The organism is Pseudomonas sp. Pseusp88 (assembly GCF_047303955.1).
Lineage (GTDB): Bacteria > Pseudomonadota > Gammaproteobacteria > Pseudomonadales > Pseudomonadaceae > Aquipseudomonas.
In genome coordinates, this window is record NZ_JBGLYM010000049.1 from 1 (window position 1) to 15,437 (window position 15,437).

Annotated in this window: 12 protein-coding genes and 2 pseudogenes; 10 read left to right on the forward strand and 4 right to left on the reverse strand. The window is 55.2% G+C overall.

Features of this window, described 5'->3' with window-relative positions:
- From ACCD02_RS30465 to ACCD02_RS30485, 5 genes and pseudogenes are all read left to right on the forward strand, one after another.
- Positions 1 to 1,373 (forward strand): annotated as a pseudogene (locus tag ACCD02_RS30465) (hypothetical protein); the annotation flags it as partial.
- Between the two features lie 85 nt (positions 1,374 to 1,458).
- Entirely contained in the window at positions 1,459 to 2,364 is a 906-nt protein-coding gene (locus ACCD02_RS30470) for a hypothetical protein (RefSeq protein ID WP_413310056.1), read from the forward strand.
- Positions 2,364 to 2,909 carry a hypothetical protein gene (locus ACCD02_RS30475; RefSeq protein ID WP_413310058.1) on the forward strand — a complete coding sequence of 182 codons (546 nt, stop codon included), beginning with the start codon at positions 2,364 to 2,366 and terminating at the stop codon, positions 2,907 to 2,909. The genes ACCD02_RS30470 and ACCD02_RS30475 overlap by 1 nt, the downstream gene beginning before the upstream one ends.
- A complete protein-coding gene (locus ACCD02_RS30480) occupies positions 2,909 to 3,967 on the forward strand; it encodes a hypothetical protein (protein ID WP_413310060.1) in 1,059 nt (352 codons plus the stop codon). The genes ACCD02_RS30475 and ACCD02_RS30480 overlap by 1 nt, the downstream gene beginning before the upstream one ends.
- 672 nt (positions 3,968 to 4,639) lie before the next feature.
- Positions 4,640 to 5,526, forward strand: a pseudogene (locus tag ACCD02_RS30485) (hypothetical protein).
- 208 nt (positions 5,527 to 5,734) lie between these two features.
- Here ACCD02_RS30485 and creC read toward each other — a convergent pair.
- Genes creC through ACCD02_RS30500 form a run of 3 tightly spaced genes read right to left on the reverse strand, consistent with a single transcriptional unit; the run spans position 5,735 to position 8,396 of the window.
- A complete protein-coding gene (gene creC, locus ACCD02_RS30490) occupies positions 5,735 to 7,156 on the reverse strand; it encodes a two-component system sensor histidine kinase CreC (RefSeq protein WP_413310062.1) in 1,422 nt (473 codons plus the stop codon).
- Positions 7,156 to 7,836 (reverse strand): two-component system response regulator CreB, encoded by a 681-nt coding sequence (creB, locus tag ACCD02_RS30495; protein WP_413310063.1) that lies wholly within the window; start codon positions 7,834 to 7,836, stop codon positions 7,156 to 7,158. The genes creC and creB overlap by 1 nt, the downstream gene beginning before the upstream one ends.
- Positions 7,837 to 7,895: 59 nt before the next feature.
- On the reverse strand, positions 7,896 to 8,396 hold the full coding sequence (locus tag ACCD02_RS30500; RefSeq protein ID WP_413310065.1) for an ATP-dependent zinc protease: 501 nt from the start codon (positions 8,394 to 8,396) through the stop codon (positions 7,896 to 7,898).
- 175 nt (positions 8,397 to 8,571) lie between these two features.
- Here ACCD02_RS30500 and ACCD02_RS30505 point away from each other — a divergent pair, with 175 nt between their 5' ends.
- The 5 genes from ACCD02_RS30505 (at position 8,572) to ACCD02_RS30525 (ending at position 13,962) form a co-directional block, all read left to right on the forward strand.
- Positions 8,572 to 9,465, forward strand: a complete 894-nt coding sequence (locus ACCD02_RS30505; protein ID WP_413310067.1) for an acyltransferase — start codon at positions 8,572 to 8,574, stop codon at positions 9,463 to 9,465.
- 281 nt (positions 9,466 to 9,746) lie between these two features.
- Entirely contained in the window at positions 9,747 to 10,325 is a 579-nt protein-coding gene (locus ACCD02_RS30510) for a hypothetical protein (protein WP_413310069.1), read from the forward strand.
- 311 nt (positions 10,326 to 10,636) lie between these two features.
- Positions 10,637 to 11,665: an RHS repeat-associated core domain-containing protein gene (locus tag ACCD02_RS30515; RefSeq protein ID WP_413310071.1), complete on the forward strand. Its 1,029-nt coding sequence runs from the start codon at positions 10,637 to 10,639 to the stop codon at positions 11,663 to 11,665.
- Positions 11,666 to 11,714: 49 nt separating this feature from the next.
- A complete protein-coding gene (locus ACCD02_RS30520) occupies positions 11,715 to 12,770 on the forward strand; it encodes an RHS repeat-associated core domain-containing protein (RefSeq protein ID WP_413310073.1) in 1,056 nt (351 codons plus the stop codon).
- Between the two features lie 130 nt (positions 12,771 to 12,900).
- The gene (locus ACCD02_RS30525; RefSeq protein ID WP_413310075.1) at positions 12,901 to 13,962 is read left to right on the forward strand and encodes an RHS repeat-associated core domain-containing protein; all 1,062 of its coding nucleotides are present in this window, start codon (positions 12,901 to 12,903) and stop codon (positions 13,960 to 13,962) included.
- A 72-nt stretch (positions 13,963 to 14,034) separates the two neighbouring features.
- On the opposite strand, the gene fdhA is transcribed toward ACCD02_RS30525, so the two are convergent.
- Positions 14,035 to 15,234 carry a formaldehyde dehydrogenase, glutathione-independent gene (gene fdhA, locus ACCD02_RS30530; protein ID WP_413310077.1) on the reverse strand — a complete coding sequence of 400 codons (1,200 nt, stop codon included), beginning with the start codon at positions 15,232 to 15,234 and terminating at the stop codon, positions 14,035 to 14,037.
- Positions 15,235 to 15,437: the final 203 nt, after the last annotated feature.

Consider the following 15,437-nt stretch of genomic DNA (forward strand, 5'->3'; position numbering starts at 1 on the left):
TGGAGCGGGCGGTGGTCTGGCAGCACATGAACAGCGCCCAGGACCTGCTCACCGCCTGCCTGCAACAGGACATCACCCAACAAACCCTGGCCGATCATCTGAGCCTGGACGGCTTCGACTATGGCGCAGCGCTGTTGGTCATCAGCCAGACCCTGGCCTGGCTCGCCGCGCCGCCCGCACGCCTCGACCCGCTGGCGCTGGGCGGCGACGTCGTGGATGCGGTGAGCGGCGTCAGCTTCTATAGCCCCAGGGCCAGTGCTGGCCAGGCGTGGCTCTACGCGTTGATCAATGACCCCGGCATACCCCTGCACCGCATGCTCTGGCCCGATTCCGACCTGGAGCGCGTGTGCCAGCCGTATCAGGTACCGACCGAACCCGCGCAGAACCGCGGCGATGGCCACTTCCGCGGCGACGCACTGGCGCAGCTGGAAAACAGGAACGCCCCCGCCCCGGACCAGCAAACCACCCTGGACGCGGTGATCGTGGCCAACCTGTCGGCAGGCGGCAGCCTCAACAACTTTCTGACGGTCAGCGGCAAGAACCTCAGCAGTGCCCTGATGAGCATCTACGACACCCTGCAAGGCGCGGTGAACACCGCCGTGGCGGCCGTCGACGCCTCTCGTGAAAAGCTTGCCGAGGCGGCGAGCGACAGCAAGGCCAGCCAGGCCCGTTACGCCAAAGCAGAGGATCGCCTGACGCAAACCAAAGCCCGTCTGGGCGCCGGTGCCCGCCCGATCAGCGTGACACTGCACGCCAAAGGCATCGAGCAACTGCGCAGCCTGCTGCCGAACACCTTCGGTGCCGCCTATTTCATGCGCCGCAGTCAGGTGACCCAGAATTACTACCTGTTCGGCCTGGAGGAGCTGCCGTCACGGGAGTCGGTGCCGAAGACCTTTTATGGCGAATTTTTAGACCACAACGGGCGCCTGATCGGCAGCACCGACCGCAGACGCCTGCCCGACCTTGAGGTAAGCACCGCAGAACACCTGGTCCTGGCCATTCCCCGCAACCACAGCACCGCGCAGCTGGTCGGCAATATCAATAGACAACTGACCGCCGCCCAACAGACCGCCACCGAAGCGGCTGGAGCCAGCGGTCGGCTTATGCAGGCCAGTAGCGCCCTCAGCGATGCCCTCGAACAGCACGGCACACGCAGCAATGCGATGGCGTACCGGATTTTGAGCTCACGCCCGTTCTCTGTTGGGGTGTTGATGCTGGAGATGTGGAATGTGGGGGTTGAGATGCAGGCGATGGAGCGGAGCGATCGAGAGAAAGGACGTCTCAGGGCCATGGGTGGCGCAGGGGGGGGCTGGCTCGATCTACTCATTGCACTGGAAGCCCTACCACCCGGATCGGATTCCCGAGCAGCCTGACGCCCTGCCGCGCAAGTTGCTCTTTAAATTGATAGGGACCCGGTTACCTTGGGGCAATACCCAAGAGGTGCTCCCGGACAACATCATGCAAGACCCCAGTCCCGAAAAAATGCGCTACTGGGAAAAATTCGAGAAGGAGAAGGCAGAACAGAAAGCAAATGGCACTTACATAACACGTCCATTTGAACATCTGGAATTACATTACCGACACGATCATGAAGTAATTCGCCACGCACAATTTCCTTTCAAGACACAATTTTGGCTCTTCTTAAAAGGGTGGGGAAAGTGGGCAACTATTATCTTAATCCCTATCATGGCGCTGACTCACATGACAGCTTTATACAAATTAAACGAGCCAGCTTGGGAACTCACAAAATCTCTCTTTATAGAGGTTCACTCCTGGTTTATCGGCATACCATTTATCTGCGGACTGACCGGTCATATTGTCGTTGAGTACTTCCCGAGAATCTGGCTACGCGCTCCAAAAGGCCCTCTTTGGGAGCTCAATCGCCGCACGGGCACGGTCACCATTTTTGACTACAAGGACTTTAAAAAAACCGGAAAAATCGGCGAGTTCATCGCGCCCTTTTATGAGTTCGACGCTTATATAATCACCAATCCGGATCGTCAGGGCTTGCCCATGATCGGCCTTTCTCTGGCTCATCGTTATAGCAATAAGGGCATGAACTTCAATGACATGATTGCGCCAGACAACCTCGCACAAAAGCCTTGCGCCTTATGGGATTTCTTCCAGAACTTCATGGACATTAGCCGCCCATTGCCCGACGTACCGGTACACGAAGCTTATCGCCACTTGGACCCGGTGACTGCCGAGTACGACCGTCAAACCGGTCGCGACCCGCGTTACTGGATCGATATGGATAACGATGTCTTCAAAGCCAAGCTCAAGGAAATGCGTGGGCGCACCGATGATATCAATACCTTCAAACGGCCTAACTTGATGTTAAGGCATGTAAAGTATAACGACTGATGATCGATCCAAGCCACGCTTACATGGGGCCAATAACGGGCAATCAACCGGGTGAGCAAAACGCAAAACTGGATCTTCACGCTCAAGTGCCGTTTCAGGTGCGCAGCGCCAATACCCTCATCCGTATCGAACGCCGACTGCCCGGCCTGTTGGGCAGCCTGGGTAGTCTGGGAATGCAGGTGGACTATCGTCGGTGTGAGGTCGTGACCACCAGCTCCAGAGGCATGCCGGCGTCGATCCGAAAAAAACTGTCCGACGCCCCCACACCGCCCGAGGCGCAGCGCCTTTACCCCGATGCGCTGGAGCTGTATGTCGACACACCCTTCTCATGGGCCACGCCACAAACCGGGGCGACAATCGAGTCCCACACATTTGAATGGGTCGTTCGTGCGCAATTCATCTTGAGTACTCAATCGCAGACCCTTCACTTCCCGGCGCCCGCCATAAAAGACCCGATACGCTTTGGCCCCGAATACGCCAGGGCCGACTTCACCACAACTCATCGGCCGTTCTGGGCCGACGAACTCACCTATAAGGCGCAGTAATGTCTACTCCGGTCGAATCACAGTCTTACTACGCACCAGAGGCCTACCACCCGGATCGGATTCCCGAACAGCCTGACGCCTTGCCGCGCAAGTTGCTCTTTAAATTGATCGGGACCCGGCTGCCCTGGGGAAATACCCAAGAGGTGCTTCCAGACAACATCATGGCGGATCCAGATCCTGAAGGGATGCGTTTCTGGGAGGAAGTAAGGCGAAAAAAAACTGAAGAAAAAACTAACGGTACTTATGTGCCTCGCCCATTTGAACATCTGAATATGCATTGCAAACACGATCATGAAGTAATTCTTCATGCGCATTTTCCATTCCGTTCTCAACTCTGGATTTTTCTAAAAATATTTGGTCTTGGGGGGGCGGCCATATTAACTCCAATCATGGGGCTCGCTCATATTATCGCCACATCAAAAATAGGAATAACAGTAAGCTATAGACAATTAATAGAATATTATTCTTTGTTCACGGGAATACCGTTAGCGTGCGGGCTGCTCGGCCATATTGTTATTGAATACTTTCCAAAAATCTGGCTTCGCGCACCCAAGGGCCCGCGCTGGGAACTCAATCGCCGCACGGGCTTGGTCACCATTTTTGACTACAAAGACTTTAAAAAAACCGGAAAAATCGGCGAGTTTACTGCGCCCTTTTATGAGTTTGATGCCTATATAATCACCAGCCCGGACCGTCAAGGCTCGGCCATGAACGGTCTTTCCCTGGCTCATCGCTATAGCGATAAAGGCATGAACTTCAATGGCATAATTGTGCCAGACAATACCACACACATGCCTTGCGCACTGTGGGATTTTTTCCAGAACTTCATGGACATCAGTCGCCCATTGCCCGATATACCGGTGCATGAAGCTCATCGCCATCTCGATCCGGTGACCGCCGAATATGACCAGAAAACCAGTCGCGACCCGCGTTACTGGATCGATATGGATAACGATATATTTAAAGCGAAACTCAAGGAAATGCGCAAGCGCTACAATGATATTGATACCTTCAGACGCGTTAACTTGATGTTAAAACACGTGAAGTATATCGACTGATGACCGACTCAAGCCGCACTTGCATTGGGCCGATACCGGATTTTCGCGCTCAAGTGCCGTTCGAGGTGCGCAGCGCCAATACCCTCATCCGAATCGAAAGCCGACTGCCCGGCCTGTTGGGCAACCTGGGTAGTCTGGGGATGCAGGTGGACTATCGTCGGTGTGAGGTCGTGACCACCAGCTCCAGAGGCATGCCGCGTCAGTCCGAAAAAAACTGTCCGACGCCCCCACGCCGCCCGAGGCGCAGCGCCTTTACCTCGATGCGCTGGAGCTGTATGTCGACACACCCTTCGCATGGGCCACACCACAAACCGGGGCGACAATTGAGTCCCATACATTTGAATGGGCCGTTCGCGCGCAATTCATCCTGAGCACTGAATCAGAAACCCTTTACTTTCCGGCGCCCGCCATAAAAGACCCGGTTCGCTTTAGCCCCGAATACGCCAAGGCCGACTTCACCACAACCCATCGGCCGTTCTGGGCCGACGAACTCACCCATAAGGCGCAGTAATGTCTACTCCGGTCGAGTCACAGTCTTACTACGCACCAGAGGCCTACCATCCGGATAGGATTCCCGAGCAGCCTGACGCCCTGCCGCGCACGTTGCTATTTAAACTGATCGGGACCCGGCTGCCCTGGGGCAATACCCAGGAGGTGCTTCCAGACAACATCATGGCGGATCCAGATCCCGAGGGGATGCGTTTCTGGGAAAACTTCAGGAAGGAAAAAGCCGAACAGAAAGCGAACGGCACTTACGTAACACGTCCGTTCGAACATCTTGAACTGCATGTCAAACACGACCATGAAGTGATTCGTCATGCGAAATTCCCCTTCCGATCTCAATTTTGGTTGTTTCTAAAGGGGGGGGGAAGTGGCTAACCATAATATTAGCGCCAATCGCTGTATTTGCTCACCTTATTACTAGATCAGAGGCCGAAACATACAGGCAGCTAATAGAATATTATGCTTTATTTTTAGGCATGCCCTTCATCTGCGGATTAATCGGTCACATTATCGTTGAGCACTTCCCCAAAGTCTGGCTTCGCGCACCCAAGGGTCCCCTTTGGGAACTCAATCGCCGCACTGGCTTGGTCACCATTTTTGACTACAAGGACTTTAAAAAAACCGGAAAAATCGGCGAATTCACCGCGCCCTTTTATGAGTTCGACGCCTATATAATCACCAACCCGGATCGTCAAGGCTTGCCCATGAACGGCCTTTCCTTAGCCCATCGCTATAGCAATAAGGGCATGAACTTCAATAACCTTATTGTCCCAGACAACCTCACACAAAAGCCTTGCGCCCTGTGGGATTTTTTCCAGAACTTCATGGATATAAGCCGCCCACTACCCGACGTACCGGTACACGAAGCTCATCGCCATTTGGACCCGGTGACTGCCGAGTACGACCGTCAAACCGGTCGCGACCCGCGTTACTGGATCGATATGGATAACGATGTCTTCAAAGCCAAGCTCAAGGAAATGCGTGGGCGCACCGATAATATCAATACCTTCAAACGGCCTAACTTGATGTTAAGGCACGTGAAGTATATCGACTGATGACGGATGCAACCAAAACGGCTTGAGTGTTATCAAGATGAATGCAGACATTATTGCGGAGGGTTGTATGGGAACTGTAGGGATTTTACTGCTGAACACACCTTTGCAGGAGCCGGCTTGCTGGTGATCGCGTTCTGCCGGTCGATGAAGATATTGCCGTAATGCCGCTATCGCCAGCAAGCCGGCGCCCACAAAATCGCATTTCGGTCTAAGGAATGAGCACCGTGACCAACACCCCTCCCTCAACATTACTGATGCCCAACTCCCCCCCATGCAACTGCACCACCTCTTCAACAAAATTCAGCCCCAGCCCGGTGCTCTTGCGCCCGGTGGCAGGGCGTGGCAGGGAGTAGAAACGCTCGCTCAGGCGCGGCAGGGCATAGTCAGGGATGGGCTCGGCAGTGTTGTTGAACAGGGTGAACTGAATTCGCCCGCCACTGCGCTCGGCAGTGAAACGCAGGGTGCCGTCCGGCGGGGTGAAGTCCAGGGCGTTTTCCAGCAGGTTGGCGATGGCCTGACGCAGCAGGAAGCGTTCGCCGATGATTGTCAGGTCGGCGTCAATCAGCAACTCAACGTGCAGATTCAGCCGCTCGATCCGTGCACTGCGGGTGCTGAGCAGATCATCGACCAAAGCAGCGAGAGGCACTGCCACCTGTTCTTCCAGGCCCTGGCGTTGTTCAACCATCGCCAGGTTCAGCAGACGCTCGATCAACTGCTGCACCCGTGCGCTTTCGCTGCTGATATTGCTGACGAAGCGTTGCCGCTGCTCGGTGGGCATGTCGTCCTGCAACAGCTCGGCGGCGCCGCGAATGGCGGCCAGGGGGCTTTTCAGTTCGTGGGTCAGGGTGTGTACATAGCGCTCGACATAGGCCTTGCCTTCCAGCTGCGTGCGCATGTGCTCCACCGCCGCCGACAACTGCTCCAGCTCGCCGCCGCGATAGTGTGGCAGCTCGGCGCGACGCCCCTCGCTGACAGCCTGGGCATAGCCCGTCAGCCGGCGCAATGCCTTGCCCAACCACCATGACAACAGCGCGCCGAACAACAGACCGAGGACCACCAGACCGGCGCCGTACCACAGCAGACGACGCTCGGCGCGATCGACGTAAGGCTGTAACGAGCTGTTGGGCTTGGCCACGGTCACGACACCGATGATCTTGCCGTCATCGCGGATCGGCGCGCCGACATGCATCACAGAAGAGTCAGGATTATTCGGATCGCTGCGGGTCGAGCGCGCGCCATATTCACCATGCAGGGTCAGGTAGACATCGTTCCAGCGCGAGTAATCCTGCCCCACCGCCAGGCCAGCGGAATCGAGCAACACGATGCCATTGGCGTCGGTGACGTAGATGCGGTTATTCACCTGATTCTTCTGCAGGCCCCAAATCTTCGCCGCCGGCTGACGCAAGCCGTAGGCCTTGAGGGCATCGGGCAGGCGGCTCTGGCTGAGGGTACCGGCCTTGACGTCGTCATGCAGAATCTCCGCCAGCAGGTTGGCGGTGTCGACCAGGGTTTCCTCTGTGGACTGGCGCACGCCGGGGCGCACTTCTTTCATCACCGTGCTGAGCACGAAATAGCCGGTCAGGCCAATGAATACGGCATAGACGAGGAAGATCCGGATGCTCAGGGGCATCAGCTATGACTCGGGCTGTAGCTGTAGCCGAGGCCACGATGGGTCTGGATCGGCTCGGCGTCAGGGGCGATCAGGCGCAGCTTGGCGCGCAGACTCTTGATGTGGCTGTCGATGCTGCGCTCGTAACCGGCATCGGCGGCAGTACCCAGCGCGTCCAGCAGTTGTTCACGGCTGAAGACCCGCTCGGGTTGTTCCAGCAGGCTTTGCATCAGGCGAAATTCATGGCGGGTCAGGCTCAGCAACTGACCGCGATAGGTGATCTGCACCCGCTCGCGGTCCACGACAAACAGCTCACTGCCAGACCCAGCTTCAGTACGCGGCAACAACCGCTTGAGAATTGCCCGGACCCGCGCCGTTACTTCACGCGGGCTGAACGGCTTGACCACATAATCATCGGCGCCGATTTCCAGGCCCACCACCCGGTCGATCTCTTCGCTGCGGGCACTGAGAAACATCACTGGCACTTCGCTGAAACGGCGCAGTTGCTTGCAGGTTTCAAAACCGGTGATATCCGGCAGGCCGACATCGAGAATGATCAGGTCGGCCGGCGTCGCGCGCTGATGCTCCACGGCAGCCAACCCCAGGGTCAGCCAGGTCGTGGTGAAACCGTCGCTTTGCAGCGCGTAGATCAGGGTATCGGCAATCGCGGCTTCGTCTTCGACAATCAGGATATGCGGCATGGCATCCGGGCCCGGCAATGGAAGGCCGCAAGGTGCCGGATGTCAGGCCCGGGCGTCAATCAGCAATCCGGTTTGTCGGCGGTATAACGCCGCGCCGGGTTGACCGCCGCATTGAACTCACGCAGTGCCTTGGCCCCGATCAGCAGTGGGTAGTTGAAGTGACTGCGGTCGACCAGATTGACCTCGACCGTATGCTTCTGGTTACCCAGACAAAGCTCCAGATCCACGACCGGGCGCTTGGTCGGGTCGATGACTTCATCTTCTTCGTCACCGTCCGCACGGCCCTTGATCTTGCTGATCCGCGAGACCTTGTGCTCGAAGACCTTGTTATCGGCATCCTTGGTGGCCAGACGGAAACGCACCCAGTCTTCGCCGTCGCGCTTGAACAGCTCAATGTCCCTGGCCGACAAAGATGCAGTCAAAGCGCCGGTGTCCATCTTGGCCTGAAAGGTCGCGCCAATCTCCGGCACCGCGATGTATTCGTAACGGCCATACAACGTCGGCTCGGCGGCCATGACCGGCAAAGCCAGCAGCGCAGACAGCGCCAGAATCGATTTCATGCACGGGTTCCTCAATGGCAGTACGGGCGGGATTTTAGACTGCGCGCGGGACAATCGTTCGTCCCGGCTTACATAAAGAGTCACAAACTTGCACATTCATTCACGACCGTCGGGTTTGGCGTTGACGTTCCGGATCTTTATCATTGCGGGCCTTTTGCCCTGTATTGAGTGTTCTATGCGTCACCTGCTGACCGGTTGTTTCGTTGCGCTGCTGTTATTGCTCAATACCCTGACCCTGATTGGGCCGCTGCTGGTATTCGCGCTGCTCAAGCTGTTGTTCAAGGGGCGCATGCGTGATCGGAATTCCTGGGCAGTGATGTGGATTGCCGAGACCTGGGCTGAAATCAACAAACTGATCTTCAAGGCGTTCCTGCCGACGCGCTGGGATATCCGCGGCGCCGACGGCTTGCGTCGGGACACCTCTTACCTGGTGGTCAGCAACCATCAGTCCTGGGTCGATATTCCGGCATTGATCCAGGTGCTGAACCGGCGCACGCCGTTTTTCAAATTCTTCCTCAAGAAAGAGTTGATCTGGGTGCCGTTCCTGGGCCTGGCCTGGTGGGCACTGGATTACCCGTTCATGAAGCGCTACAGCAAGGCGTTCCTGGAGCGGCATCCAGAGCTCAAGGGCCAGGACCTGGAGATCACCAAGGCCGCCTGCGAGCTGTTCAAGCGCCAGCCGGTGACGGTCGTCAATTATCTCGAAGGTACTCGCTTCACCCAGGCCAAGCATGATCAGCAGCAGTCACCTTATGTGCATCTGCTCAAGCCCAAGGCCGGGGGCGTGGCTTTTGTCCTGGCGGCCATGGGTGCTCAGCTCGACGCCCTGCTCGATGTCACAGTGGTTTATCCGGGGGCGCGCAAGCCGGGGTTCTGGGATCTGCTCTGCGGGCGCGTGCCACGGGTGATCATCGATATCCGCACCCACGCCCTCGACCCGGCCTTATGGGCGGGCGACTACGAAAGCGACCCGCAGCTGCGCAGCAAGATCCAGGCCTGGGTCAATCAGCTGTGGCAGGAAAAGGATGAACGTATCACCGCCTTGAGCAGCGAAACGCCTGGCCGTTGATCGGCTTCTTTGTCCCTTGCGTATGGATAGGAACGACCACAAGCCGGTCCTACAGAAGCCAAGCTCATTGAGTTGAGCAGGTTGTGTTTGATCAGCGCGGGCAAATACCTGCCCGCCCATGCAACGGGTTTCGACAATGTCTGGTACATCCGCTTGCCTTGATCTATCTTCTGCCCTCCTGCGGCGCTCCTCGGGCACATGGGCCCGACACAGGAGAGTCGTCATTTCAGCAGTCGATATCGATCAGCTCCGACAAGGTTCATTCAACAAGGAAGCGCGGCATGGTTGTGCAAATCGGCGGCGGTGCCGTGGCGGTGATTTTCCTCGGAACGCTGATCGTCCTGGGAATCAACGAATGCTCAAAAGGGCCATTGGAGCCGCAGATCCGCGCCAATACCTCGGATGAGCAAAAAGACTGGCTGAATGTGCGGCACCGTATCCAGCGTTCGGATGCATCCCTGGTGGATGTCAGCCGCGACCAGCACACCCTGACGATCCAGTACCAGCCATCCCCGGCACAAGCCACACCCGACGTCTGGAGCCACTATATGCTGCGCATCATCGGCGGCGGCCTCGCGGCCCTGAACAACGCGCCGGGCGGCAAGCAGTATCGACAAGTGACGGTAAAGGCGCAGATCTCGCCATCCGCTAACGAATATGTCGACGGCGCCACCCTGGTCTATGACATGAGTGGCTTCGACGCCATCAAGACCCAACAGGACGGCTACGCCACCTTTGCCAGCGCGCCGCAAAGCCTGACCCTTACCGCCGCAGGTCGAGACTCAGCGACAAGCTATTGCCGCGGTTCCGGAGCGGGTTTCTATCCGCAGTTCTGCGAGCGGGTACTGAACGCCCAATAGCGCAGCAGGTGCGCGCAACTCATTAACCAGGATACGGTTGTATGGCAGCCTCTCTAGCAAACACGGTATAACCAGCTGAAGTACCGACATTTTTTGTGAGAGCGAACTCATTCGCGAAGAGGCCTGTACATTCGACACACTTGCATTGCCTTAAATACCGCTTTCGCGAATGAATTCGCTCCTACCTGTTCACTATTTACTGCATCAGGTATCCGTCATCAACAACACTGCTAGATCGCCTACCTAGCATTTCTGCTAGGTAGGCAAAACGGCAAACCAGGCCGAAACTGAGCATTCAGGAGATCATTTCCATGAATGCCACTTACACCCCGCTCTGCCGTTACCAGTACGACCCGCTGGACCGCCTCGCCACCTGCTCACCCGCCGAGCAAAACGGCATTCAGCGCTGCTACCACAAGAAACGCCTGACCACGGAAATCCAGGGGCAGATCCAGCGGGCATTTTTTCAGACCGAAGATCAGTTGCTCGCCCAGCATCAGGGGCCCAAAAACTGCACCCTGCTTGCCAGCGATCAACAGCGTTCGGTACTCGACGGGATCAATGATGCCCAGCGACAATCAACGTCATACACCCCGTACGGTGGTCACCATCCGCAGACCAATGCACTTGGGTTATTGGGTTTTACTGGCGAGCGGGCGGATCCGGTTACCGGGCATTATTTGCTGGGGAATGGCTATCGGGCGTTCAATCCGACACTAATGCGATTCAACAGTCCGGACAGTTTAAGTCCCTTTGGCGAGGCTGGACTGAATGCTTACGCGTATTGTCGCGGGGATCCAGTTAACCGGGTGGACCCGACGGGACATACTTGGGCATGGATAAAGCCTATTTTACGAGCAGTAAATTTAATGAAACCCTCAGGTAGAGAGTCCGCGAGCAATATAACTGGCGTAGATATCAAGTCGCTCCCCAATCAAGATAAGACACTGACTACCTCATCGAAGCCAGTGAGCAACATAGACACTAAACCAAACCTCGAAGTCAAAACACTTCAAGGTAGCGTAAGCTCTCGCATTGACCAGCGCATCAACGAAGTTAACTCAAATTTCAACACAACTCCAAAAAAGGCCTACTACAAACTTACTCCACTGGAGCAAGCGAAATATACGAAAGCCCTAGACAAGGCAAAAACTCTTAGCCGAGCGGAGGAGAAAGTCTTGATACTCCAGATGCGCCCGTTACCGCAAGCTCCGAGTGACCCTGTTTTGTCTCGCTCCTCGTTTAGAAAAATAAACAGGCGTAACTCTCAGTATAAAAAGATTGAAGAGCCGCCAAGCGACGAGATTGTCGAAACCATTTTCAAAATAAGAAGAAGATGAGCACAGTTAGAAGCTGAGCGCCCCGGAAATACTTCGAAGAGATCATTCCATGACCATTGAACACACCGTCTTCTACCGCTACGACCCATTGGACCGCCTCGCCGCCTGTTCGCCTGCTGCAGGGGACAGTACCCAACGCTTCTACCAGAAGAACCGCCTGACCACGGAAATCCAGGGGCAGATCCAGCGCGCATTTTTCCAGACCGAAGATCAGTTGTTCGCCCAGCATCAGGGTCCCGACGGTTGCATCTTGCTTGCCAGCGATCAACAGCGCTCCGTACTCGACGCGATCAATGGTACCCAGCGGCAATCTGCGTCCTACACCCCGTACGGTGCTCGCCATCCGCAGGCTAATCCACTTGGGTTATTGGGTTTTACTGGCGAACGGGCGGATCCGGTTACCGGGCATTATTTGCTGGGGAATGGCTATCGGGCGTTCAATCCGACACTAATGCGATTCAACAGTCCGGACAGTTTAAGTCCGTTTGGCGAGGGTGGACTGAATGCGTTTGCATATTGTGGTGGGGATCCGGTTAATCGGATAGATTCTACAGGGCATATATGGCAGATTTTCAAACCGGCTCTTCGATCACTTGGGTTGATAAAAAAATCTTCTCCATCTCCGTCAAGACGGCCATCCTCCTCAAGCGGATCAGATCTTAGAGCTGCACTACGGGATATTTCCGAAGCTGAGCCTGTCCAGCCAGATTCTGGCAGCATTACTAGGTTTGACGTGGAAAGATCGGCCAGGTCGGCCGTCGCCAGAAATATGAAATTGGTCATAAGAGCTCAAAGGCAAACGGATTCTTTGTTCACCAGGGCTGTCATGGCAACTCCTCCCGATCAACTTACGGCTCAACTAGAAAAAATACCAAACGCACATCTCAGAAGTAAAATTTCAGAAACGATAAATTCAACACAATACCGCCACCTTGAGAAAAAGCTTCAAGGACCCGAGTTAAACACAAAAGTATTTGATAATTTTTTAGATGACTACACCTTAAGGGAAGCGTATTTTAATCATCAATGGGATACAGCGCCTTACGCATCCACCAAACCGTTACTCAACATAATCACGGCAATTAGTAGAATCAGGGAAGACTAACAATACCGAAATCAACATACATCGCATAAAAAACAATCAAAATCAAAACCCAGCTATCGATCTTGTTTAAATATTTAATGAGGCAGATATCTTGATTCTTTAATCTAGGTCGTCTTGAGGAACAAATCAAATGTCATATATAGACAATTCGACACTATGCCGATATCGCTACGACCCGCTGGACCGCCTCGCCACCTGCTCACCCGCCGAGCAAAACGGCATTCAGCGCTTCTACCAGAAGAAACGCCTGACTACGGAAATCCAGGGGCAGATCCAGCGGGCATTTTTCCAGACAGAAGATCAATTGCTCGCCCAACATCAGGGGCCCGATAACTGCACCCTGCTTGCCAGCGATCAACAGCGTTCGGTACTCGACGGGATCAATGATGCCCAGCGGCAATCAACGTCATACACCCCGTACGGTGGTCGCCATCCGCAGGCCAATCCACTTGGGTTATTGGGTTTTACTGGCGAACGAGCGGACCCGGTTACCGGGCATTATTTGCTGGGTAATGGTTATCGCGGATTTAACCCGGTATTAATGCGGTTCAATAGTCCTGACAGTTTCAGTCCGTTTGGAGAAGGCGGGTTGAATGCTTATGCGTATTGCCTCGGTAACCCGGTTAATCGGGTGGATCCGGCGGGGCATACGCCTGCCATTTTCAAGTCTTTATTTAGAGGCTTGGGATTGATGAAAAAGTCGACTCAGGTGACAAAACCACACATGAAAAATCTCACCATCATGGGAAAAGATGCTTATATTTTTGAGGATGTGTCCAGCGGGAGTAACCGTCTGAACATCGCATCCCATGGCATAGTCCCACTGCAAGGCCAATCTACAAAAATGATTGTCAACGACCAATTTTGGTCACCGCAGAAAATTCATTCTGCCCTGGAAAACAAAGGCTATAAATTTGATTCATTTGAAAGTATTCGGTTATTAGTTTGTTACTCTGGACACGGAGATACCAAATCATTTGCTGCCGAATTCGCGAACCTATCCAACAGGCCCGTTATTGGCTACAAGGGGCAGGTATCAACAAACCAAAGTATAGAAAGCGTATTGAAAGTTTTTACCGCCTACCAAAAACAATACGCTAGCAAATCTGAAAAATATCTTGCACGGCGGTATGCTCGCAAACAACTAATTATCAATAGACCCGCTGAAGCTATTCGCTTTACCCCTACCTAATATTCATCACTTCATTATTCCGTCCCATAAAAAGGGCGGCCTGTAGCCACCCTTTCTATTTTCGATGACGCCTTACGCCGCACTAAACATCTTATGCGGATCAATCACAAACTTCTTCGGCACGCCCGCATCGAACTCGCCGTAACCACGTGGTGCGTCGTCGAGGCTGATGACCTGAACGCCCACCACATCGGCAATATTGATGCGGTCCCACATGATGGCTTGCATCAGTTGGCGGTTGTACTTCATGACTGGAGTCTGGCCGGTATGGAAGCTGTGGGATTTCGCCCAGCCGAGGCCGAAACGAATGCTCAGGCTGCCCATTTTCGCGGCGGCGTCGACGGCACCCGGATCTTCGGTGACGTACAGGCCGGGAATACCGATCTTGCCTGCCACACGTACCACGCCCATCAGGGAGTTGAGCACGGTAGCCGGGGCTTCATGCTGCACGCCTGAGTGACCATGGCCACGAGCTTCAAAGCCTACGGCATCAACGGCGCAGTCCACTTCCGGCTCGCCCAGCAGTGCGGCGATCTGTTCGTGCAACGGGGTGTCCAGGGACAGGTCGGCGATTTCGAAGCCCTGGGCCTTGGCGTGAACCAGACGAGTCGGGTTGACGTCACCCACGATCACGACCGCAGCACCGAGCAGACGGGCCGAAGCAGCAGCGGCCAGGCCCACAGGACCTGCACCGGCGATATACACCGAGCTGCCCGGACCAACGCCCGCCGTAACAGCACCGTGATAACCGGTCGGCAGAATGTCGGACAGGCAGGTCAGGTCACGAATCTTTTCCATGGCCTTGTCGCGATCAGGCAGTTTCAGCAGGTTGAAGTCGGCGTACGGCACCAGCACGTATTCGGCCTGGCCACCGGTCCAGTCGCCCATGTCGACGTAACCATAGGCGCCACCGGGACGAGCCGGGTTGACGCTCAGGCAGACGCCGGTGTGTTGCTCCTTGCAGGAACGGCACAGGCCGCAGGCAACGTTGAAAGGCACGGAAACCAGATCGCCGATTTTCAGGTTTTCGACGCCGCTGCCCATTTCGATCACTTCACCGGTGATCTCATGGCCCAGCACCAGGCCGACCTGGGCAGTTGTACGACCGCGCACCATGTGCTGGTCGGAGCCGCAGATATTGGTGGATACCACGCGCAGGATGACACCGTGCTCGATCTTCCTGCCGCGCGGGTCCTGCATTTTTGGGTAGTCGATCTTTTGTACTTCGACCTTGCCAGCGCCGAGATACACCACACCACGATTACCAGACATGCTTTCACCTCGCTGTTGTTGTTATGTAGCGGAGAAATGCGCTGCTCTCAGGTGTTACAGCAACGCACGGATTGCTCTGGGGTGCTTGCTTATGATCTTGATGAATATAGGGGGCTGATTTTGTGGGAGCGAATTCATTCGCGAAGAGGCCTGTACATCCGACACATTTTCGTCGCCTGAACCGCCACTTTCGCGAATGAATT

Excerpts from the sequence above, each read along its gene's own strand:
- ACCD02_RS30470 (WP_413310056.1), top strand. The coding sequence starts at position 1,459 with ATGCAAGACCCCAGTCCCGAAAAAATGCGCTACTGGGAAAAATTCGAG.
- ACCD02_RS30475 (WP_413310058.1), top strand. The coding sequence starts at position 2,364 with ATGATCGATCCAAGCCACGCTTACATGGGGCCAATAACGGGCAATCAA.
- ACCD02_RS30480 (WP_413310060.1), top strand. The coding sequence starts at position 2,909 with ATGTCTACTCCGGTCGAATCACAGTCTTACTACGCACCAGAGGCCTAC.
- creC (WP_413310062.1), bottom strand. The coding sequence starts at position 7,156 with ATGCCCCTGAGCATCCGGATCTTCCTCGTCTATGCCGTATTCATTGGC.
- creB (WP_413310063.1), bottom strand. The coding sequence starts at position 7,836 with ATGCCGCATATCCTGATTGTCGAAGACGAAGCCGCGATTGCCGATACC.
- ACCD02_RS30500 (WP_413310065.1), bottom strand. The coding sequence starts at position 8,396 with ATGAAATCGATTCTGGCGCTGTCTGCGCTGCTGGCTTTGCCGGTCATG.
- ACCD02_RS30505 (WP_413310067.1), top strand. The coding sequence starts at position 8,572 with ATGCGTCACCTGCTGACCGGTTGTTTCGTTGCGCTGCTGTTATTGCTC.
- ACCD02_RS30510 (WP_413310069.1), top strand. The coding sequence starts at position 9,747 with ATGGTTGTGCAAATCGGCGGCGGTGCCGTGGCGGTGATTTTCCTCGGA.
- ACCD02_RS30515 (WP_413310071.1), top strand. The coding sequence starts at position 10,637 with ATGAATGCCACTTACACCCCGCTCTGCCGTTACCAGTACGACCCGCTG.
- ACCD02_RS30520 (WP_413310073.1), top strand. The coding sequence starts at position 11,715 with ATGACCATTGAACACACCGTCTTCTACCGCTACGACCCATTGGACCGC.
- ACCD02_RS30525 (WP_413310075.1), top strand. The coding sequence starts at position 12,901 with ATGTCATATATAGACAATTCGACACTATGCCGATATCGCTACGACCCG.
- fdhA (WP_413310077.1), bottom strand. The coding sequence starts at position 15,234 with ATGTCTGGTAATCGTGGTGTGGTGTATCTCGGCGCTGGCAAGGTCGAA.